The following is a 21,928-nucleotide window of genomic DNA, read 5'->3' as shown; positions in this document are numbered from 1 at the left end:
GAAAGCGTAAAATCGCGCTTGACCGTCTGCGCTGACTCGGCCCTAATCCATTGGTCTGCGGACGTGTTGTCCGCCAACAGGTGCCCTTTGTTGCAGGTGCCCTAACAAGACCGGGAGATACCCTATGACCCTGATGAAACAGTTTCTGGGCGCGGCTGCCACGCTGGCGCTTTGTTCTGGCGCGGCTTTGGCCGACCCGGCACTGATCTACGACCTGGGTGGCAAATTTGACAAATCCTTCAACGAAGCCGCCTACAATGGCGCCGAGCGTTGGAAGGAAGAAACCGGCGGCTCTTACAAAGAGCTGGAAATGCAATCCGAGGCACAGCGCGAACAGGCCCTACGCCAGTTGGCCGAATCTGGGTTGAATCCGATTGTGATGACGGGGTTTGCCTTTGGTGATGTGCTCAATACCGTGGCGCCCGACTATCCGGACACCAAATTTGCAATCATCGACATGGTCGTTGATCAGCCCAACGTGAAATCTGTGGTCTTTACCGAAGAGCAGGGATCTTACCTTGTAGGCATGATGGCGGCGATGGCGTCGAAAACCAATACCGTCGGCTTTATCGGCGGCATGGACATCCCGCTGATCCGCAAATTTGCCTGTGGCTATGTGCAGGGCGTAAAGGCCCAGAACCCCGACGCCAAAGTAATCCAGAACATGACGGGCACCACTCCCGCTGCCTGGAACGACCCGGTGAAAGGGGGCGAGCTGACCAAATCGCAAATATCGCAGGGCGCCGATGTGATCTATGCTGCGGCGGGCGGCACCGGTATTGGCGTGCTGCAAGCGGCCGCCGATGAGGGCATCCTGTCGATCGGCGTGGACAGCAACCAAAACCACCTGCATCCGGGCCAGGTGCTGACCTCGATGGTCAAACGGGTCGATAATTCGGTCTTTGACATCTTTACCGAAGGTGCCGACATGACGACGGGCATTGATTTGATGGACCTGTCAAAAGATGGCGTCGCCTACGCGCTGGATGACAACAACGCCGCCCTCGTGACGCCGGAAATGAAAGCGGCCGTCGATGCGGCTGCCGCCAAGATCATCGCGGGCGAAATCACCGTACATGACTACATGACCGACAACACCTGCCCGGTGAACTAAGCCACCATGGCAAAGGTAAAAACCCCGGGGCGGCAGGAAACTGCCGCCTCAGCCGCCACCGCACCCGCAATCGAATTGCGCGGCGTGTCAAAGGCCTTTGGCGCGGTGCAAGCGAACAAGAATATCTCAATCCGGGTGATGCCCGGCACGATCCACGGTATTATAGGTGAAAACGGCGCGGGAAAGTCCACGCTGATGTCCATTCTCTACGGCTTTTACAGGGCCGACACGGGCGAGATCCTTATCTCGGGGCGCGCCACCACCATTCCTGACAGTCAGGCCGCAATCCGCGCGGGTATCGGCATGGTGTTTCAGCACTTCAAACTGGTGCAGAATTTCACGGTTCTGGAAAATGTCATACTGGGCGCGGAAGACGGGAAGCTGCTGCGCCCCTCGTTGACCAAGGCCCGCCGTGTGCTGACCCAACTGGCCGAGGAATATGAGCTGGACGTAGAACCCGATGCGCTGATCGAGGATCTTTCCGTCGGGCATCAGCAGCGCGTCGAAATCTTGAAGGCGCTTTATCGTCAGGCCGATATCCTGATTTTGGACGAACCGACCGGCGTCTTGACCCCGGACGAGGCCGACCATCTGTTCCGCATCCTCAACGGCCTGAAAGATCAAGGCAAAACCATTATCCTGATCACCCATAAACTGCGCGAGATCATGGAGATCACCGACGCCGTTTCGGTCATGCGCCGGGGTGAGATGGTCGCAACCCTGAAAACCGCAACCACCACCCCCGAAGAACTGGCCGAGCTGATGGTGGGCCGCAAGGTGCTGCTGGACGTGGCCAAGGGCCCGGCCAATCCCGGCGCTACCGTGCTGAGCGTTGAAAACCTGCGCGTGGTCGACGAGGACAAGGTCGAACGCCTCAGGGGTATCAGCCTGACCATCCGCGCGGGCGAGATTTTGGGCATTGCCGGTGTTGCCGGAAACGGCCAATCGGAACTGCTGAAGGTGCTGGGTGGTTTTGCCACTGCCACAGGCCGCATCACCCTCAACGGTGCCGAGATCGACGTTTCGGGCAAACACTCGGACGGGCAGACACGGCGCGCGCAAGGCATCGCCCATGTGCCCGAGGACCGCCAGCATCTGGGCCTGATCATGGATTTCACAGCCTGGGAAAACATCGCCTTCGGGTATCACAACGACCCCGCCTACCAGAAAAACGCGCTTTTGATGGATAACGCCGCGTTGATTGCCGAAACCGAAGGCAAGATGGAACGCTTTGACGTGCGCCCCCCCCTCCCAAACCTGCCGGCGAAATCCTTTTCAGGCGGCAACCAGCAAAAGATCGTGCTGGCCCGAGAGATTGAGCGCAACCCGGACCTGCTGCTGATCGGCCAGCCGACACGCGGCGTTGATATCGGCGCAATCGAGTTTATCCACAAACGCATCGTCGAGCTGCGGGACGCAGGCAAGGCAGTGTTGCTGGTATCGGTCGAGCTGGACGAGATTTTGTCACTCTCGGATCGGATCGCGGTGATGTTTGACGGGCGCATCATGGGCGAACGCCTACCCGATGAAACCGACGAACGCGAATTGGGCCTGTTGATGGCCGGGGTGAACGGTTGATGGAAAAACTACCAAAATGGGCTGACCTGATCCTGATCCCGGTGATCAATCTGGCAATCGCCTTTGCCATTTCCGCGCTGGTCATTCTGGCAATCGGCGAAGACCCGGTAAAGGCAATCCGGCTGATGGTGTCAGGGGCGCTCGGGTCGGCCTACGGCTGGGGCTATACGCTTTATTACGCGACCAATTTCATCTTCACCGGACTGGCGGTTGCGGTGGCCTTTCACGCCAGCCAGTTCAATATCGGCGGTGAAGGGCAGGCAACACTGGGCGGGCTGGGTGTGGCGCTGGTCTGCCTTGCGCTGCCGTGGCCCCATTGGACGCTGGCGCTGTTGGCCGCCACGCTGGGTGCGGCGTTGTTTGGGGCGGCATGGGCGGCCATTCCGGCATGGCTTCAGGCCAAACGCGGCAGCCATATCGTGATCACGACGATCATGTTCAACTTCATCGGTGCCAGTCTGCTGAACTATGTCCTGGTCAACGTGATGCGCCCGGTGGGTAGCATGGACCCTGCCACGGCGCGGTTTCCGGCGGGGGCCAAGTTGCCGTCGCTTCACGATATTCCGGGCCTTGGCGCGATCTTTGGCAGGTTCACCCCGGCAAATGTGACGCTGTTCATCGCGCTGGCGGCCTGTGTCGCGGTCTGGGTGCTGATCTGGCACACGAGGCTGGGCTATCAGATCCGCGCCTTTGGAAAATCCGAGCCCGCCGCGCGCTATGCCGGGATCAGCCCGGTCAAGATCGTCATGGTGTCGATGCTGATTTCAGGCGCATTGGCGGGGATGATGGCCATCAACAACGTCATGGGCGAAAGTGAGCGGCTGGTGCTGAACGCTGTCGAAGGGGCGGGGTTCATTGGCATCGCGGTGGCGCTGATGGGCCGCAACCACCCGTTTGGAGTGTTCTTGGCCGCTGTCCTTTTTGGCTTTCTGTATCAGGGCGGCGCCGTTTTGGCGCTTGAAACCAAAATCCCGCGCGAACTGATCACCGTTATTCAGGCGCTGGTGATCTTGTTCACCGGGGCGCTGGACAACATGGTCCGCCGCCCTGTCGAACACGCGTTCCTGCGTATCGGCAAGGGGGCGAAGTGATGGATTTCCCCACGCTGATCCAGATCCTCGACTCCACCGTCCGGCTGGGGGTGCCGTTGCTGCTGGCCTGTCTTGCGGGGCTTTATTCGGAACGGGCGGGCGTGTTCGACATCGGGCTGGAAGGCAAGATGCTGATGGCCGCGTTTTTTTCCGGCGCGATTGCTGCGGTCACCGGCTCGGCCTGGCTGGGCCTTTTGGCCGGTATCGCCGGGTCAATGAGCCTTGCCATCGTGCATGGTCTGGCCTCGATCACGTTTCGCGGCAACCAACTGATTTCCGGCGTTGCGGTCAACTTTCTGGCGTCGGGCTTTACCGTGCTGATCGCGCAAAGCTGGTTTCATCAGGGCGGGCGCACCCCGGCGCTGATGTCGGGGGGGCGGTTCGGCCCGATCACCCTGCCGGGCGCCGAGGCGCTGCGTGATGTGCCGGTGCTGGGGATGGTGTATTACGAGCTGATTTCGGGCCATTCGCTGCTGGTCTATGCGGCTTTTGCCTGCGTGCCGCTGACGTGGTGGGTGCTGTTTCGCACCCGCTTTGGGCTGCGGCTGCGCGCGGTGGGGGAAAACCCCGCCGCGGTTGATACCGCCGGGGTGTCGGTGGTGCGGCTGCGCTACGCCGCCATCGCCATTGCGGGTCTGCTGTGCGGCATTGCGGGCACCTACCTTGCCATCAGCCTGTCCGCCGGGTTCGGCAAGGAAATGACCGGCGGGCGCGGCTTTATCGCGCTGGCCGCGTTGATCTTTGCCAAGTGGCGCCCGGTTCCGGCCTTGGGCGCGACCATGCTGTTCGGCTTTCTTGAGGCCATTGCCAACCGTTATCAAAACATCGACCTTGGCATTATCGTGCTGCCGGGGCAGTTCATGCAGGCCCTGCCCTATATCCTGACTGTCATCATCCTTGCGGGCTTTGTCGGCAAGGCCATCCCGCCACGCGCGGGCGGAGAACCCTATGTCAAAGAGCGCTGATCTTGCCGCCCTGATCCAGTCGCGCGCCGGGGGGGCTGCGCCACGCCTAGGGCTGATCCTGGGGTCGGGCCTTGGCCATCTGGCCGAAGCGGTCGAAGGCGTCGCAATCCCCTACACTGACCTGCCGGGCTTTCCCCATGCGGGGGTGTCGGGCCATAACCCAAAGCTGGTTATCGGCACGCTTGAAGGGGTGCGCGTAGCCGTCTTTGGCGGTCGCGCCCATTACTACGAACGTGGCAACCCCGCCGAGATGCGCCTGCCGCTGGAGGTGCTGGCCGCACTGGGCTGCGACAGCCTGATCCTGACCAACGCTGCCGGGTCTCTGCGCGGTGATATTCCGCCGGGCGGGCTGATGCTGCTGGAAGACCATATCAACCTTGCCGGCGCAAACCCCCTGATCGGAGAGCCGTCAGACGCCCGCTTCGTGCCGATGACCGCGGCACATGACCCCGACATCCGCACCCGATTGGCCAAGGCCGCAGCGGCCGAACATGTCGACCTGCCCGAAGGGGTCTATTGCTGGTTCTCCGGCCCCAGCTTTGAAACCCCCGCCGAAATCCGTGCCGCCAAGGCGCTGGGGGCCGATGCGGTGGGCATGTCCACCGTCCCCGAGGTGATCCTCGCGCGGTTTCTGGGGCTGAAAGTCGCTGCGGTGTCGGTCATTACCAACATGGGCGCGGGGATGAGCGCCGAGTTGATCAGCCACGAACACACCAAATCCATGGCCCCTGTTGGTGCTGCAAAACTGGAACGTGTTTTACGACGATATCTGCGTAATCTTGATTGATCGTGATAGCGGGGTTTGACACTGCTCCCGCATCAAGGCACCCTTCCCGTCTGGCTAACCCCCAAGGTCCAAGATGCAGATCTACCTGCCCATCGCTGAGGTTTCGATAAATATTTTCCTGCTGTTGGGGCTGGGGGGATTGGTTGGGGTATTGTCTGGCCTGTTCGGCGTTGGCGGCGGGTTTCTGATTACGCCGCTGCTGTTTTTCATCGGTATTCCGCCAACGGTGGCAGTGGCAACCGGGGCCAATCAGGTTGTCGCCTCCAGCGTGTCAGGGGTTTTGGCCCAGTTCAAGCGCAAGGCCGTGGATGTGCGCATGGGGCTGGTGCTTTTGGCCGGGGGGTTATTGGGATCCGCTGTCGGGATCTGGGCGTTCAACCTGCTGGCCCGGTTAGGCCAGATTGATCTGGTAGTGCAGCTTTCTTATGTCGTGTTCCTGGGCGCGATTGGCCTGTTGATGCTGCAAGAGGGTTTGCGCGCAATGAACCGCGCGCGCAAGTCCATCAAACCCGTCAAGCGCCACACCCATAATTGGGTTCACAACCTGCCGCTAAAGATGAAGTTTCGCGCCTCGGGGCTTTATATCTCGGTTATTCCCCCGCTTTTGGTAGGGCTTTTGGTGGGGGTTTTGGCGGCGATCATGGGGGTCGGCGGCGGCTTCATCATGGTGCCAGCGATGATCTACCTTCTGGGAATGCCAACCAAGGTCGTGGTTGGCACGTCGCTGTTTCAGATCATCTTCGTGACCGCCTTTACCACGATGATGCATGCCATCACCAACCAGTCGGTGGATGTGATGCTGGCGTTGATGCTGATTTTGGGCAGCGTAATCGGCGCCCAGATCGGCAGCCGGTTCGGGGCGCGGTTAAAGGCCGAACAGTTGCGTATCCTGCTGGCGCTTTTGGTTATTGTCGTAGCCGCAAAGCTGGGGCTGGATTTGCTGATCCGCCCGTCCGAGCTTTATTCCCTTTCCGCCGGGGGGCAGCCATGATCCGGGCGTTTTTGTTGCTGTTGCTGACCGCCCTACCCTGCGCGGCAGAACAGATTGTCGCCGGGCTGAGCCAAGACAGGATCGGCATTACTGCAAGGTTTGATGGCTCTACCATTCTGATTTACGGCGCCGTCAAACGGGACGCCCCAGAACCCACAGGCCCGAAACTTGAAGTGATTGTCACATTGGAGGGGCCCTCGATCCCGGTGACGATCCGCCACAAAAGCCGCGAATCCGGCATCTGGGTCAACACTCAGGCAGTTGGCGTTGCCGCCTCGCCCAGCTATTACGCCGTTGCCAGCACAGGCGCGCTGGAGTCTATCCTTTCAAACGACGAAGACGTTCGGCAGCGGATCTCCATCCCCTTGGCTATTCGTGCCTTTTCCGGCCCGATCACGGTTGAGGACGTACGCCCCTTTACCGAGGCGATGCTGCGTATCCGCGAGGCAGAGGGGTTGTACCAGATAGATCAGGACGGCGTGAAGCTGGTTGATGACACCCTGTTTCGCGCAGACTTCGACCTGCCCGCGAACCTGACCGAGGGCAATTACAAGGCGCGCATCTTTTTGCTGCGCGGTGGTGTTGTCATTGATCAATACCGTGCCGCGATTCCGGTGCACAAGGTCGGGCTTGAGCGGTGGCTGTTTGCCTTGTCACGCGAACAGCCTGCAATCTATGGGGTGATGTCTCTGGCGCTGGCGGTGTTTGCCGGCTGGGCCGCTGCGGCATTGTTCCGGTTGATCAGAAACTGACGCTTTACAAGACGCCCCGCGGGTCGTCCATATCCGGCCCACCCGTGGCTGATGCGTGGCTACACGCCGCAAAACTGCACCAGACCTGATCCGCATTTATGGTCGCACAGGAGGCGAAAACCGTCACACCAAAGGGCGGCGTTGGGTGCTGGCCCAGGTTCTTGGAACGGGGTTCACTCTCATGGGTTTAGAACGCGTCATGCGGTGCCGGCTGTTCAGTGCCGCCCATAGGCCGAAGGGTCCGTATCCGGGGCCGGCTGCGACCGCTGGCCCAAAGGTAGATCGCAATGCTTCCAATAACGATGGCGCCCCCCAACAGCATCGCCGGTGTGGGCGCTTCATCGACACCCCACCAGACCCAAAGTGGGCCAAAGACCGTTTCCAAAAGGATCAGCAGGCTGACGTTCGAGGCTTGGGTATGGCGCGAGGCCAGCGAAAGCGCGCCAAAAGACAGAGGAAGGATGACAGCACCGGTCACGATAATCGGCCAGACAGTCCCGTTTGTCATCGCGCCGGGGCCCGTAATGACAAGACCCGTAACACCCGCAAGCGAAACACCGACCCCCATGACCAAAAGCAAAGGTAGTTGTGGATGATGGCGTAGCATCACAAAGTAGAACGCCAACGCAGCTGCAACACAAAGCCCGGCCATCGCCCCGAGCGCAGAGTTCAGATCAATCCCGATGCCACCGGTCTCTTTTCCGAACATCGCGATGCCAATCCCGGTCAAAACCGCCACAATCGTGATCCAGGTTGCACGGCGGGTCGGCTCATTGAAAACGATACGCGCAAAAATTGCGGCGAATATAGGCGACGTCGCCACCGCAAAAAGCACGATAGTGACCGGCGCCGTCGCTATGGCAAGGTTGAAAAGTGTCGAATTGGTAAACTGACAAGCGATCACAATCAGCCCCGCACCCGAGATCACGGCCCCGATATCGCCCCGCCGATTGCGGCTGCTCACTACCCATACAAAAAGCATGATTGACCCCATCAACAGGCCGCGCCACCCCACCATCTGAAATCCCGACATGCCGGAAAGCCGCATGAATAACGTATCCGGCGTCAGGACCAGGGCACCGAACAAGGCAAGCAGTAGGCCAAAGAGGGGATGCGAACGCATGGCAGAACTCCGACTTCGGGTAAAATGACGGCGCGCCCCCGTCGGTCTGATCAAGATTGCGCAGGCAGACCCAGCCGAAAGGAACTGGACCGCCCCGCCCTATTTGGGCCACCTTAGGTCAAGCATCATAAGCATTCAATTGATGCATAGCGCATTGCACGGAATTAACGGACGGCCGACAGATCCGCGATATCCGGCCCCCTGACGGCCAAACCAGATCATTGGCGAAATACACTCGCGCCTGGCAGACCCTTCCGGCCGGCCTCTGGCTTTGGCCCCCAGATCTCATGAAAGTTCTCGCAAAAATTTCCGGGCCTTGGATCTGAACCCGTCAAGCGGCCTCTGATAGCGGCGCAAACCCGCGAAGGGGCGCTTGCACCAGCCAAAACCTGACCGCGACATGGGGCAACGCGGTTAACAAAATAAAGAAAGGCATTCGCACAAGCTGAAAGTAAAACTTGCCTGCGTCGCAGATCAGATTCCCAAAAGGGTAAATCAACGCGCACGATCAGCATTGGCCAAAGGGATGGCGGCCCCGATAGGATTCGAACCTATGACCTACCGCTTAGGAGTTGGTAGACCTGTATTCGATATCACCCGATATTGCCACTTATCCCATTGAAGTAGAACAATTATCTATTTCGTCATTTGGAAATTGGCCAATATCACCTGTAGCTTCCGCAGTTCGAATGCGGTTCGCGACAAACAGTAACACGGTGCGAGGATATAGTATGCCGGTCAAACTCACAGAAGAGATTATTAGGAAACTCGAGTGGGAAGGCAAGCCCAGCCTTATCAGAGATGCAAGGCTTCCGGGCTTCCTGGTTGCGGTCAACAAGACGTGCAAATCCTACAAGATTCAGGCCGACCTTTGGCAAGGCGTAAGAGGAAGGAAAAAGTTGATTAGGACAGTGCGTCATACGATCGGGACGACGGATCAATTCTCGCTCGTAGAGGCAAGATCGTCTGCGAGCGACATTCTGTCGATGATCAGGAGGGGAAACGATCCGTTTCCGCCTAAAGGAAAGGATGCATTGAAGAATCTCGGGACAAGTGACCCTGTCAACTGGACGGTCGACGAAATGATGAACGAGTATGCCGCTGACCTCATTTCACGTGATTGCGCACCTCGAACTCTTGCAAATATTGCTGAGGTCCAAGCACGGTATCTCTATCACTGGGACGGCCTGCCGGCACTTAGCATTAAGAAGAAGGATGCACGTGATCTTCACGCTCTGATATCCAAGGCGCATGGCAAGATATCCGCTAACCATGCATTGAGGTATTTTCGCGCCGCGTTCAATTTCGCCGAGGTTCTTTCGGATGATGAAGAGGCATTTACCGCAAATCCGGTAAAGGGAGTTCGGTTCCACAAAGAACGTTCAAGCAACCGCGTGCTGCTGCCTGACGAGCTACCGACCTGGTGGGAGGACATCCAGCAGATCGGTAATCCTATTCGCCGCGAAATGCACTTGCTGAACCTGTTGTCTGGTTTGCGACCTGGCACCCTTATGAAAATTGAGAAAGATTGGGTGGACCTGCCTCAGCGGGCCATCAAGTTTCCTATCATGAAATCTGGGCGTGGATTTCATCTGCCGCTTTCGGAACAGATGGTGACTTCCGTAGAAAGATCGCTGGAAGTTGGCGACACGCTGTATCCCAGCTCGCCCTGGCTGTTCTCAACACGCAAAAGCAAAACCCGTGAGATTACTCATGTTATGGTGATCCATGAGAAGTCCATGCCAAGCCAGACAGGACACATTTGCCGACACACGCACCGCACAATTGCCCAAAGGGAGCGGATCGACAAAACCAATGCGATGCTTTTGCTCGACCACAAGGTCCCCGGAATTAGCGGTGTTTATATTCACGATAAAGCACTGTTCGAGCCACTCCTGGAAGATCAGCAAAGGATCTCCAATGCCATTTGCCGTCTGTTTGAGAGGCGAAAGGGCGATGGCAATGTAGTGCCTCTTATTGTGAAGCGGCCGTAAGGCTTAGCAAACACGAAGGCGCAATTCTACATATATTGACCTGCCCCCCGGTCGTCCCTCGTTCATAACGAGAGTCCTTGGGGTTGGTAATCTTCGGTTTGGGACCTAAATACCTGTTTGACCCAATCGGATAGCGCGGCGGTTTCCCCGCCGCGCCTAATGTCAGATCAAGGACTTGGCTTCTTCGTCCAAGCCTTCGGCGCCTGAATCGTAACGGCCCGGTTGGCACCGCCTGCCTAAGCGTGGGGTGATCGTTTAAGGCACGTGCATAACGACGTCGTTAATGACGTGTCTTATGCGGGGCTTGTGATGCGTGGTGACATTCTTGGGCTGGAGCGGCGGCGGCGGTGGGGCGACGAGGAGAAGCTCGAGATTGTCTTGTCGGTCGGCGTGGGCGGCGCGACGGTGACGCAGGTTGCGCAGCGGCATGATGTGACGCGGCAGCAGATCTACGCTTGGCGGCACGAGATGAAGAAGAAGAGCCTGCTTTCGACTTTGCCGGAGGCGCTGTTCCTGCCGGTGGAGTTGGACCGGCGGGCGGAATCGGCGGTGCCGACGGCGGTAGCAGCACCCCGCTCTGCCCAGATCGAGTTGCAGCTGGCGAATGGCCGCCGCCTGCGCTTCGAGCCGTCCCTGGACGCGACCACACTGACGCAAGTGATCCGGGCGGTGGAGGCGGCATGATCGGGCCGGGAACCGGCGTCCGCGTCTATCTGGCCTGTGGCGTGACGGACATGCGGAAGGGCATCGAGGGGTTGGCCGCCCTCGCGCAGGATCATCTGCGCCAAAAGCCGACCGGTGGTGCGGTGTTCGCGTTCCATGGCCGTCGCGGCGAATCGTGTAAAGCACACAAATGGTTCGCCGGTAGGCTCTCGGAAGACAACTCGCATACTTGGAGTTTGGAGGTGAACTTGCCTTTGGTTGGGGCGAGATGGCGCAATTGCAAAACCTCTCGGAACCCCTACAGTGCCTGAAGAACTTTAACTCCGAGTGCTTAAGACCTTGTCTACGTTGAACCAAACTCCAGAACAATTGGCGCGCGATCGAATAGATCGACGGCTGCACGCCGCTGGGTGGCAGGTGCAAGACAAGAGCGGCCTCGACTTCGCCGCAGGCCCTGGCATCGCTGTGCGGGAATATCAGACCGATATCGGACCTGCCGACTATGTTCTGTTCGCAGACAGGCGGGCGGTGGGCGTCGTCGAAGCGAAGCCCGACGACTGGGGCGTTAGGCTTACATCAGTCGAGGAGCAATCTGAAGGCTACGCCAACGCCAAGCTAAAATGGGTCGAGAACAACGAACCTCTGCCTTTTATTTATGAGAGCACCGGCGAGATCACCCGCTTCACCAATGGGCGGGATCCGCACCCCCGCTCTCGGGAAATCTTCACCTTCCATCGCCCAGAGACGCTGAAATCCTGGGCGCAGGCACAGCAGTCCTTCCGGGCGGGCATTGCAGCGCTGCCAGCGCTTGATCCCGACGGTTTGCGTGATTGCCAGATCACGGCGATCACCAATCTGGAGGCTTCCCTGAAGGCTGACAAGCCACGCGCTCTGGTCCAGATGGCGACGGGATCAGGCAAGACATTCACCGCAATCACGCAAGCATATCGCCTGCTGAAACATGCGGGCGCACGGCGGATCCTGTTTCTGGTCGACACCAAGAACCTTGGCGAACAGGCCGAGCAGGAGTTCATGGCCTTCCTGCCCAACGACGACAACAGAAAATTCACCGAGCTTTATAATGTCCAACGCCTGACATCCCCGACGATTGCATCCGATAGCGAGGTCGTCATCTCCACGATCCAGCGCATGTATGCCACGCTCAAGGGCGAAGAATTGAAGGAGGGCGCTGAGGACGATAATCCGGCCGAGCAGACATGGCGCCGCAAGGAACCGCTGCCCGTCGTCTACAACGCCAAGCTGCCACCTGAGTATTTCGATGTCGTCGTGATCGACGAATGCCACCGCTCAATCTACAACCTCTGGCGCCAAGTCATCGAGTATTTCGACGCCTATCTGATCGGCCTCACCGCGACGCCCGACAACCGCACCTACGGTTTCTTCCAGAAAAACGTCGTCAGTGAATACACTCACGAAAAGGCCGTCGCCGACAAGGTGAACGTCGGCAACGAGATTTACCTGATCCAGACCGAGGTCACCCAGGGCGGCAGCACCATCAAGGCCCAGCAGCTGATCGAGAAGCGAGAGCGCGACACCCGCGCGCGGCGGTGGGAGACGCAGGACGAGGATGAGGCCTACGCCGGCACAAAACTCGACCGCTCCGTCGTCAACCCTGACCAGATCCGCACCGTGATCCGCGCCTTTCACGACAACTGGCCCAACATCTTCCCGGGCCGCAAGGAATTGCCGAAAACCCTGATCTTCGCCAAGACCGACAGCCATGCCGACGACATTATCCAGACTGTCCGGCAGGAATTTGGCGAGGGCAACGATTTCTGTCGCAAGATCACCAATGCCGCGAAGAACCCGAAATCGTCGCTCTCGGCCTTTCGCAACGAGTATTACCCGCGCATCGCCGTGACCGTCGACATGATCGCCACCGGCACCGACGTCAAGCCGCTCGAATGCCTGATCTTCATGCGCGATGTGAAATCGAAAAATTACTTTGAGCAGATGAAGGGGCGCGGCACCCGGGTGGTCAAACCGGACGACCTCAAGAAGGTCACCCCCTCCGCCCAGGCCAAGACCCATTATGTGATCGTCGATGCCGTCGGCGTCACCAAGTCGCTGAAGACTGCCAGCCAGCCGCTCGACACCAAGCCATCGATCCCCTTCAAGGACCTCGCCATGGGGCTGATGATGGGCGACCGCAGCGAGGAAACTGTCAGCTCCCTCGGCGCCCGCCTGTCGCGGCTCGACAACAGGCTGGGGGACGCCGATCAGGCAAAGATCACCGAAACCGCCGGAACATCTCTCACCGCCATTGTGCGCGATCTCTTCGATGCCATCGACCCAGACAAGGTCGAGGCCGACGCCAAGGCCGCTGGTCACCCCGAGCCGGACGATGCCGCCATGCAGGCCGCCCGCGAAGAGCGGATCAAACAGGCCGCCAATGTCTTCACTGGTCCGCTCATCAACCTGATGGATACGATCCGGCGCGACACCGAACAGACCATCGACCATGACAATCTCGACACGCTGTTGCGCGCCGAGTGGGCGGGGGATGTGGCGGAAAATGCCAAGAAGATCGCGCAGGAATTTGAGGAATATCTGACCGAGAACCGCGACCAGATCGAGGCGCTAAAGATCTATTTCAACACCCCCGCCCGCCGGGCGCAGGTGACCTATGCCATGATCAGGGACTTGGTGAGGAAACTGTCCGAGGACCGCCCCCGCCTTGCCCCGCTGCTTGTCTGGCGCGCCTATGCGCATCTGGACGATTACAAGGGCGACACTCCGGGCGGTGACCTCACGGCCCTTGTCGCGCTCATCCGCCGGGTCTGTGGGCTGGATCAGACCCTCACCCGCCATTCCGACCGGGTGCGGCGTAATTTTCAGAACTGGGTTTTGAGACGCCATTCCGGCGCGGGCGAGAAATTCACTGAGGAACAGATGGCCTGGCTGCGGATGATCCGCGACCACCTCGCCACCTCCTTCACCATCGAGCGCGACGATCTGGAGATGTCTCCCTTTGACGGCAAGGGCGGATTAGGGCAGATGTACGCGCTCTTCGGCGACGGTATGGAGGACATCATGACCGAGATGAATGAGGCGCTCTCGGCATGACGGATTTGCCTAATAGCTGGCTGAATTGCCGTTTCGGCGAATTGATAAAGGTGCGCAACGGCTTTGCTTTCAAAAGCAAGGAATTTCTCAAGGCAAGAGAACGAGATGACGACATCCCGCTTGTCCGACAATCTCAGCTTCGCGGCAGCACTGTAGACTTGTCAAACGCGGTTTATCTTCCAGCAGGGTACTTAGAAAAGTTTGCGGACTACCGGATTGATCAGGGTGACATACTGATTGGTATGTCGGGATCAATTGGCAAGGTCTGTTACTACACCAATGAGGCGCCTGCTCTGCAAAACCAGCGAACTGGGAAGCTGGCGACTGTCGCTGGCGACGCATTAGAGGGCCGATTTTTCGGATTTTGTCTTTTAAGCGTGGAGAAGCAACTTCAAGAATTAAGCAAGGGCATGGGTGTTCAAAACATCAGTGCCAAAGATATCGAAAATCTTACAATACCGCTCCCTCCCGTCAACGAACAACGCCGCATCGTGGAAAAGATCGAAGCGCTGTTCGACGAGATCGACAAGGGGGTCGAGAGCCTTGGCTCGGCGAAAAACACCCTCGGCCTCTACCGCCAATCCCTGCTAAGTTCCCTTGTCCAGCCTGAGGTTGAGGATTTTGGTCCAAAGGTTGATCTTGCCTTTGTGGTCAAAAAAATTGGTCAAGGATGGTCCCCCAAGTGCAAAAACAACCCGTCCCCTACCGATGAAACATGGGGCGTCATTAAGACGACGGCTATTCAGGCAGGGCGATTCAATGACGAAGAAAATAAAGAGCTTCCAGAAGCGCTTGCTCCGCGAGAGCAATTGGAACTCAAGGAAAACGATATTCTGATCACGCGAGCCGGGCCGCGAAACCGGGTAGGAATCGCCTGCATGGTCAGAAAAATCCGACCTCGATTGTTGCTTTGTGATAAAGCATACCGCCTTACTGTCGACTGCAACCGTATATTGCCTCAGTTTCTTGAAGCTTTATTGAATGCACCGAAGATTCAGCAGTCAGTTGAGGACCTGAAATCCGGCATTAACGACAGTGGCCTAAACCTGACACAAAATCGCTTTCTTTCGTTGCAGTTCCGCTTACCAACCCTTGACAAACAAGCCGAAATTACCCGCATCCTCGACGCCCGCCTCGACGCCGCCGCGCGACTTGAAGCCGAAATCGACGCCGCCCTCACCCGCGCCGACGCGTTGCGCCAGTCCACCCTGAAAAAAGCCTTCTCCGGCCAGCTCGTCCCCCAAGACCCCTCGGATGAGCCCGCCGCGGTCCTGCTGGAACGGATCAAGGCTGAGCGCGTAATCACGCCAAAGACAAAGAAAAAGAGGAATGCCCATGCCTGATGTCATCAGCTTCCAAGACGCCATCGACGCGACTGATGGCGAAGACCGCGCCCTGCTGATCGGCAACGGATTTTCGGTAGAGTATTTTAACTACTCAAACCTGTTGGCGGAAGCCAAATTGGAAGATGGTGGCCCGATCAAAGCTCTATTCACTGCCTTGGACACAAGAGATTTCGAAGCAGTCGTCCGATCAATTGAAGACGCCGCTATCGTCGAACGGGCCTATGGCAATAAAGAACACGCGGATCAGTTAGTCAGAGACGCGCAGACGGTTAGGGAAGCGCTCGTTACTGCCGTTAACGAAACACACCCGGAACATCGCGAGGACCTTGAACTCAGGTACGAGAGCGCTTTGGCTTTCCTCAGTCATTTCGGAAACGTGTTCTCCTTGAACTATGATCTTTTGCTCTATTGGGTAAAGATAGATATGCCCAAAATGTACGACGGTTTCGCTCGAGGAGATAGGATCGACGATGGGCGCTTCCTTGGGCCATTTGACGAAGACGCATATTGCCACGTATTCAATCTTCATGGTGGCCTGCATCTTTTCCAAAGTGAAATCGGCGATGTTTATAAAGCGCTAAATGATGGCGATGGTGTAATTGGAAACATCACTCACGAGATCGCAAAAAAAGGCCGCTTGCCGCTCTACGTCGCCGAAGGCACTTCGACGTCTAAGCTTAGGAAGATTAACTCCGTCGAATACCTCCGCCATTGTTATCGTAAGCTACAAGAAACAACTGCCACTGTTTTTGTCTTCGGACACAGCGCCGACTCGAATGACTCCCACATTTACCATGCCATCTTCGGCTCCAAGGCTAAGCACGTCTATTTTGGCGTCTTTCAGCCGAATGCCAAAAAGATCACGGCCTTGGACGCCGAACTCGCAAAGTACAAGAAGCTCGGTGGTGACGACGTGCCGTATAGCTTCTTCGATTCCGAGACAGCTCATGTCTGGGATGGGCCATCAGCAGTAGAGGAAACAAAATGAGCACCGCCCCGATCGTCTCCAAGGTCTGGAGTTTCTGCACCACGCTGCGCGATGATGGTGTCGGCTACGGTGATTACCTCGAACAGCTGACCTATCTCATCTTTCTCAAGATGGCGGATGAATACGCCAAGCCGCCCTACAGCCGTGATGTGGGTGTTCCTGCGGGCTACGACTGGACCAGCCTGACCACCCGCCGCGGCGCGGATCTGGAGGCGCATTACGTAGCCCTCCTGCGCAAGCTCGGTGAGCAAAAAGGCATGCTGGGCCAGATCTTTACCAAGTCGCAGAACAAGATCACCGATCCGGCCAAGCTGTTCCGCCTGATCGACATGGTAGACGGCACACAATGGGTGATGCTGGGTGCCGACGTGAAGGGCGACATCTATGAAGGCCTGCTGGAGCGCAACGCCGAGGACACCAAATCGGGCGCCGGTCAGTATTTCACCCCGCGCGCCCTGATCCGCGCTATGGTGGAATGCATGCGGCCCGAGCCGGGCAAGACGATCGCCGATCCGGCCTGCGGCACCGGCGGCTTCTTCCTCGCGGCCCATGATTTCCTGACAGACGATGAGAATTTCGCGCTCGACAAGGCCCAGAAGTCATTTCTGAAGCATGAAACGTTCTTCGGCAACGAAATCGTCGCTGGTACGCGGCGACTGTGCCTGATGAACATGTTCCTGCATGGGATCGGCGAGATGACCGGCGACTCTCTGGTCTCGCCCGCCGACGCGCTGATTTCACCACCGTCCGAGACCTTCGATTATATTCTGGCGAACCCGCCCTTCGGCAAGAAAAGCTCGATGAGCTTTACCAATGCTGAGGGGGAGCAGGAAACCGACGATCTGACTTACAACCGGCAGGATTTCTGGGCGACCACCTCCAACAAGCAGTTGAATTTTGTGCAGCACATCCGCACGATGCTCAAAACAACTGGTCGCGCGGCCGTAGTGGTGCCCGACAACGTGCTGTTCGAGGGCGGCGCTGGCGAGACAATCAGGCGCAAGCTTTTGCAGAATACCGATCTGCACACGATCCTGCGCCTGCCAACCGGGATTTTCTATGCCCAGGGCGTTAAGGCAAATGTGATCTTCTTCGATAACCGCGCGGCCAGCCCCGATCCGCAAACAACAAAGGTTTGGTATTACGACTACCGCACGAATGTGCATCATACACTCAAGCAGAAACCCCTGACCTTCGCGCACTTGGAAGATTTCATCACGTGCTACAATCCAGCCAACCGGCATGAGCGCGAAGCAACCTGGAACGAGAACAACCCGGAAGGTCGCTGGCGGGCCTACTCCCGCGAAGATCTGCTGCAACGTGACAAGGCCAGCCTCGACTTGTTCTGGCTGCGCGATGCTTCGATGACCGACCTCGAAAACTTACCTGATCCAGAGGTCCTGGCGGAAGAAATTCTCGAGAATTTGGGAGCCGCGATGGAGAGCTTCAATTCAGTTGTGCAGAGCCTAAGATGACTTGCACGATGGCAGATGGAAGATGGAAGATGGAAGTTCTTGCCTCTATATAGAACTAACTTCACTCGAAGGGCTTATTCCGTTCAAAAACCCTTGCTGATCTTGAAACTGACCGCTGTTTCAATTCTTCCAATGATAAAGAGGGAGGCATCCAAGCTCTTTCCCAGAGGTCGATCCCAAAAGCCTGACAAGAAAGGCGCTCGCGCGGCCTTCACCACCAAGTTTTCTGCGTCAGCAACACGGTGTTTTTCCACAGAATGGGCGGATTCCGGACATTCGCGGCACGAAGCACAGAAGTCGGCTATGCACAGATGTATCTGCGCCGGTCTCTGCTCGCGGATGGATCAAAGACACGTCGCAGATCTATTGGTAAAACGCTCAAGGAGTGCATCTTGAAAAGTACCCATGCGGTCAAGATTGATATCGAAGGACTTCCTGAAGGATATTCTGGGCTGCTGTTCGTCGTCGGCCCGGGCTTCGAAACTGGTATCTACCCGCCAATGAATGAACTGATCGCTCCCAGTTCGACAGCTCAAGGGAAGCATCACGAAACCATTTGGGCGTTCGTTTGGCCCACTGATCAACAGCACAAATGTTGTGGATGGTTCAGCTTCGACTGCCTTCCAGATCGAGTAATCCCTGACAATGCTGATGTCGCCCCAGCACACCAACAGCGAGGGATTGCCTCATCTGTCTATCGCTATGTAAGACAGGTGACCGGGCTCGACTTGATTCCCAGTTCTGTCCAGACACCTGAAGCAGTCGCATTTTGGAAAAGCTTAGCGCCTAATTTAGGGAAACTGTAGTTGAACTGCTCGGCCAGGAAAATCCAAGACGGTATTTCAAAACAGGGATAATTAGAATGACCTTGAACACGCTGTTCCCGCACAAGTATTTAAGACCTCTGCCTGAAGTGTATATTCGACTGCGTTATTTCGCCGTGGCAATATTTCTGCTCTTGTTCGCAAGCCACGCCTGCGCTCAGGATCAGAACCTACCTTGTTTTCCCGGATTCGACGGCTACGAACATGTGAATAGCTCGTTTGTCGTGTGCGGCTGTCTTTATGACGGCTATGCTACAAGCGTGGATGGAACATATGTTTGCGCCGGAGGTCTATATGAGCGGTCGGCAACCAGCCCTGACGGACGCCGAGTTGCATGCGGAGGGCTCTATGACCGCTCTGCCACCAGTCCCGACGGATCTGACGTCTGCGCCGGAGGTCTATATGAGCGGTCGGCAACCAGCCCTGACGGACGCCGAGTTGCATGCGGAGGGCTCTATGACCGCTCTGCCACCAGTCCCGACGGATCTGACGTCTGCGCCGGAGGTCTATATGAGCGGTCGGCAACCAGCCCTGACGGACGCCGAGTTGCATGCGGAGGGCTCTATGACCGCTCTGCCACCAGTCCCGACGGATCTGACGTCTGCGCCGGGGGGCTATACGAGCGTTCTGCAACCAGTCCTGACGGACGCCGAGTTGCATGCGGGGGGCTTTTTCAAGGCACAGCACGAAGCCCAGATGGCCAGCACATGTGTTGGGGTGGTTGGGGACGTCGCTGATGAAAGACGCGTGGCTCACCGAGTCGGTGATAGTGGAATGTAGCCGTATTACAACCCGTTACCCATCGGACTTAGGCGGCAATTGGTTGCGGCGATAGTGACTACTTTGCATGCCTTTCTACGGTTGTGATGCCGCAGAGACACACGACAGCTTGCCGCGTTTAGTGCCAGCGTATCGCATAATGCTGCGCCGAGCACGAATGTCCGATAAGGGCGACGGCGTGACCCACAAAGCTGCGGTCGCGCCTGACCTAATGGGATCAACTGCCTTCCCGCCAAACCGCAGCTATAGTTGCGGTCATCGGTAGGACAGGAAGGAGTATTCCGATGGAAATCGCGGTTCTTGGAATTGACTTGGGCAAGACGGTTTGCAGCGTGGCGGGAGTGGACGGCACTGGTGCTGTCGTGATGCGTAAACGTGTGCAACGTTTCCGGCTTCTGGATTTTCTGGCGCAGTTGCCACCTTGTGTGGTCGCCATGGAAGCCTGTGGCGGCGCCCATCACGTTGGGCGGTTTTGTTTGCAGTTCGGTCACGAGCCACGCCTGATGTCCCCGCTCTATGTGCAGCCTTACGTGAAAGTGCACAAGAATGATGACCGGGACGCCGAGGGCATTGCAGAGGCCGCGACCCGCCCGACAATGAGTTTCGTGCCGATCAAGTCGGAAGAGCAACTTGACCTGCAAGCCCTCCATCGGGCGCGAGAGCGGCTTGTGCAGGATCGGACCCGGCTGATCAATCAGGCCCGTGGTTTTCTGATGGAGCGCGGTATTCGTCCGGCGCAGGGGCGGCATGTGTTCCAGAAATTCCTGACAAGGCTCGCCGAAGATCACAAGGACGATCTGACGCCGCGGATGATGGCGCTGCTGGCGGACATGGCTTCCGAGTTGGGCACGATCAACGAAAAGGTCGCCGCACTGGATAGCGAGATCAAATCAGTTGCAGGAGCTGATCAGGACATGCGCCGGCTGATGGAAATTCCCGGCGTCGGGCCAACGATCGCGACTGCACTGGTGGCGGCCGTCGGCAATGGGAAGACTTTTGGCAAGGGGCGAGATCTTGCGGCTTGGCTCGGCCTGGTTCCGCGGCAAGTTACAACCGGGGGCAAAGCCAAGCTGATCGGCATATCCAAACACGGCAACACGTATTTGCGAAAGCTGTTTATTCACGGGGCCAGAACCGTGCTGCACCTTGTCAGGACAGGTCGACCCCACTCGCCAGCTGGGTCGACGGCTTGAAAGTCAGGATGCATGTCAACGTCGCGGCTGTTGCGATGGCCAACAAGTTGGCACGCATCACATGGGCCGTGCTGACAACGGGCGAGCGATATCGTTCAGCCACGGTGGCGAGCACCTGACCGCACGGATGTAGCGGGGAGAAACAAAGGAATCTGCAAGTGAAAAGGAGATGGACCAACGACCTGATCGGCGTCTTGCAAGTCTGACGGGGGGCATGGCCTTTGAAGGCCGATGAGCTAACGAGACACAGGGCGCGCGACTTCCCATCTTGGTCAGGGGCAAACCAAAGGGCCCCGAGAAAGACCGAATACATAGGAGCAGGGTTTGGGCACATCAACAAATCACTTGCAGGGGAAGGCAGTTCATACATGCTCCCCTGAAAAGTCCTCGATTTGGGGTTAGTCTGTTCCTTGCAAAGGAGACAGATGATGAAGCGGTCAAGGTTCACTGAGGAACAGATCATCGGCATTCTGAAGGAGCACCGTAACGGCCCGGTGGGCACCGCCTGCCTGAGCGTGGGGTGATCGTTTAAGGCACGTGCATAACGACGTCGTTAATGACGTGTCTTATGCGGGGCTTGTGATGCGTGGTGACATTCTTGGGCTGGAGCGGCGGCGGCGGTGGGGCGACGAGGAGATCTTCCTGATGCTCGCCTCCGGCAAGGGCATCTCCTCGGTCGTAATGGCGCGCATCATCGGGGTCTCGTAGAAGACCGCGTGGAAGATGGGCCGCGCGATCCTCGAGATGATGGACAACCGCGGTGAGACCGGTATCGTCCGGTCAAGCCGCCACGTTCCTTTCTAACAGGCGGGATGTTGGGGCACGGAGCTTTAGCAACAGATGATCCGCTCCGTGCCGGTTGCAGTTTGCCTTGATGACAGAGTTGTCCTTAGTGGATGGGGTTTGCCTCCATCCACTTCCGGACATCAGCAGCAAGATACCGAACGTTGTAGTCACGCTTGTAAAATTTCGGCCCCATGCGCGTTGCCCGGTAGTTTTCCAAGGTTGGAACCGTGAAGCCCGTCATCTTGGCCACCTGTGCTGTGGTCAGGTAGTTGTTATCGATCTCTCCAACTTTGTTCTCCAGTTTGATGCTCAGCTTCTCGACGACGCGGTCAGCAATGGTATCGACGAGTTTTGCCAGTTCAAATTGGTTCATATTCGCCTCTTAGCGATG

Annotated in this window: 18 protein-coding genes and 1 pseudogene; 17 read left to right on the top strand and 2 right to left on the bottom strand. The window is 57.7% G+C overall.

Annotated elements, in window-relative coordinates; translation table 11 throughout:
- Window positions 1-124 precede the first annotated feature (124 nt).
- The 7 genes from ACM62R_RS02655 to ACM62R_RS02625 all read left to right on the top strand — a co-directional run bounded on the left by ACM62R_RS02655 (window position 125) and on the right by ACM62R_RS02625 (window position 7,278).
- The gene (locus ACM62R_RS02655) at window positions 125-1,114 is read left to right on the top strand and encodes a BMP family lipoprotein (protein WP_415182524.1); all 990 of its coding nucleotides are present in this window, start codon (window positions 125-127) and stop codon (window positions 1,112-1,114) included.
- Between the two features lie 6 nt (window positions 1,115-1,120).
- Window positions 1,121-2,692 (top strand): ABC transporter ATP-binding protein, encoded by a 1,572-nt coding sequence (locus tag ACM62R_RS02650; RefSeq protein WP_415182523.1) that lies wholly within the window; start codon window positions 1,121-1,123, stop codon window positions 2,690-2,692.
- The gene (locus ACM62R_RS02645) at window positions 2,692-3,783 is read left to right on the top strand and encodes an ABC transporter permease (RefSeq protein WP_415182522.1); all 1,092 of its coding nucleotides are present in this window, start codon (window positions 2,692-2,694) and stop codon (window positions 3,781-3,783) included. The genes ACM62R_RS02650 and ACM62R_RS02645 overlap by 1 nt, the downstream gene beginning before the upstream one ends.
- Window positions 3,783-4,748, top strand: a complete 966-nt coding sequence (locus tag ACM62R_RS02640) for an ABC transporter permease (protein ID WP_415182521.1) — start codon at window positions 3,783-3,785, stop codon at window positions 4,746-4,748. The genes ACM62R_RS02645 and ACM62R_RS02640 overlap by 1 nt, the downstream gene beginning before the upstream one ends.
- The gene (locus ACM62R_RS02635) at window positions 4,732-5,535 is read left to right on the top strand and encodes a purine-nucleoside phosphorylase (RefSeq protein WP_415182520.1); all 804 of its coding nucleotides are present in this window, start codon (window positions 4,732-4,734) and stop codon (window positions 5,533-5,535) included. The genes ACM62R_RS02640 and ACM62R_RS02635 overlap by 17 nt, the downstream gene beginning before the upstream one ends.
- 73 nt (window positions 5,536-5,608) lie before the next feature.
- The gene (locus ACM62R_RS02630; protein ID WP_415182519.1) at window positions 5,609-6,526 is read left to right on the top strand and encodes a sulfite exporter TauE/SafE family protein; all 918 of its coding nucleotides are present in this window, start codon (window positions 5,609-5,611) and stop codon (window positions 6,524-6,526) included.
- Window positions 6,523-7,278: a TIGR02186 family protein gene (locus ACM62R_RS02625; protein ID WP_415182518.1), complete on the top strand. Its 756-nt coding sequence runs from the start codon at window positions 6,523-6,525 to the stop codon at window positions 7,276-7,278. The genes ACM62R_RS02630 and ACM62R_RS02625 overlap by 4 nt, the downstream gene beginning before the upstream one ends.
- A 187-nt stretch (window positions 7,279-7,465) precedes the next feature.
- Here the strand turns inward: ACM62R_RS02625 and ACM62R_RS02620 are convergent, their stop codons facing one another.
- Window positions 7,466-8,401 (bottom strand): DMT family transporter, encoded by a 936-nt coding sequence (locus ACM62R_RS02620; RefSeq protein WP_415182517.1) that lies wholly within the window; start codon window positions 8,399-8,401, stop codon window positions 7,466-7,468.
- Between the two features lie 731 nt (window positions 8,402-9,132).
- On the opposite strand from ACM62R_RS02620, the gene ACM62R_RS02615 reads away from it, so the two are divergent.
- The 10 genes and pseudogenes from ACM62R_RS02615 to ACM62R_RS02570 all read left to right on the top strand — a co-directional run bounded on the left by ACM62R_RS02615 (window position 9,133) and on the right by ACM62R_RS02570 (window position 21,459).
- Window positions 9,133-10,395, top strand: coding sequence for a tyrosine-type recombinase/integrase (locus ACM62R_RS02615; protein WP_415182516.1), 1,263 nt, complete (start codon window positions 9,133-9,135; stop codon window positions 10,393-10,395).
- Window positions 10,396-10,704: 309 nt separating this feature from the next.
- Entirely contained in the window at window positions 10,705-11,079 is a 375-nt protein-coding gene (gene tnpA / locus ACM62R_RS02610) for an IS66-like element accessory protein TnpA (RefSeq protein ID WP_415182515.1), read from the top strand.
- Window positions 11,076-11,369, top strand: coding sequence for an IS66 family insertion sequence element accessory protein TnpB (gene tnpB, locus ACM62R_RS02605; protein WP_415182514.1), 294 nt, complete (start codon window positions 11,076-11,078; stop codon window positions 11,367-11,369). The genes tnpA and tnpB overlap by 4 nt, the downstream gene beginning before the upstream one ends.
- 16 nt (window positions 11,370-11,385) lie before the next feature.
- Window positions 11,386-14,145: a DEAD/DEAH box helicase family protein gene (locus tag ACM62R_RS02600; RefSeq protein WP_415182513.1), complete on the top strand. Its 2,760-nt coding sequence runs from the start codon at window positions 11,386-11,388 to the stop codon at window positions 14,143-14,145.
- Window positions 14,142-15,488, top strand: coding sequence for a restriction endonuclease subunit S (locus ACM62R_RS02595; RefSeq protein ID WP_415182512.1), 1,347 nt, complete (start codon window positions 14,142-14,144; stop codon window positions 15,486-15,488). Before ACM62R_RS02600 ends, ACM62R_RS02595 begins: the two co-directional genes overlap by 4 nt.
- A complete protein-coding gene (locus ACM62R_RS02590; RefSeq protein ID WP_415182511.1) occupies window positions 15,481-16,479 on the top strand; it encodes a DUF4917 family protein in 999 nt (332 codons plus the stop codon). Before ACM62R_RS02595 ends, ACM62R_RS02590 begins: the two co-directional genes overlap by 8 nt.
- The gene (locus tag ACM62R_RS02585; protein WP_415182510.1) at window positions 16,476-17,954 is read left to right on the top strand and encodes an N-6 DNA methylase; all 1,479 of its coding nucleotides are present in this window, start codon (window positions 16,476-16,478) and stop codon (window positions 17,952-17,954) included. The genes ACM62R_RS02590 and ACM62R_RS02585 overlap by 4 nt, the downstream gene beginning before the upstream one ends.
- Before the next feature lie 392 nt (window positions 17,955-18,346).
- Window positions 18,347-18,760: a hypothetical protein gene (locus tag ACM62R_RS02580; RefSeq protein ID WP_415182509.1), complete on the top strand. Its 414-nt coding sequence runs from the start codon at window positions 18,347-18,349 to the stop codon at window positions 18,758-18,760.
- 1,082 nt (window positions 18,761-19,842) lie between these two features.
- Window positions 19,843-20,870 (top strand): annotated as a pseudogene (locus ACM62R_RS02575) (IS110 family transposase).
- A 463-nt stretch (window positions 20,871-21,333) separates the two neighbouring features.
- A complete protein-coding gene (locus ACM62R_RS02570; protein ID WP_415182535.1) occupies window positions 21,334-21,459 on the top strand; it encodes a hypothetical protein in 126 nt (41 codons plus the stop codon).
- A 181-nt stretch (window positions 21,460-21,640) separates the two neighbouring features.
- Here the strand turns inward: ACM62R_RS02570 and ACM62R_RS02565 are convergent, their stop codons facing one another.
- Window positions 21,641-21,910, bottom strand: a complete 270-nt coding sequence (locus ACM62R_RS02565; RefSeq protein WP_415182508.1) for a helix-turn-helix transcriptional regulator — start codon at window positions 21,908-21,910, stop codon at window positions 21,641-21,643.
- Window positions 21,911-21,928 lie beyond the last annotated feature (18 nt).

The sequence above is a fragment of the Phaeovulum sp. genome, assembly GCF_047638075.1.
Lineage (GTDB): Bacteria > Pseudomonadota > Alphaproteobacteria > Rhodobacterales > Rhodobacteraceae > UBA6197.
The sequence above is the reverse complement of the archived record's forward strand: the minus strand, read 5'-3'. Positions and strand labels throughout refer to the sequence as shown.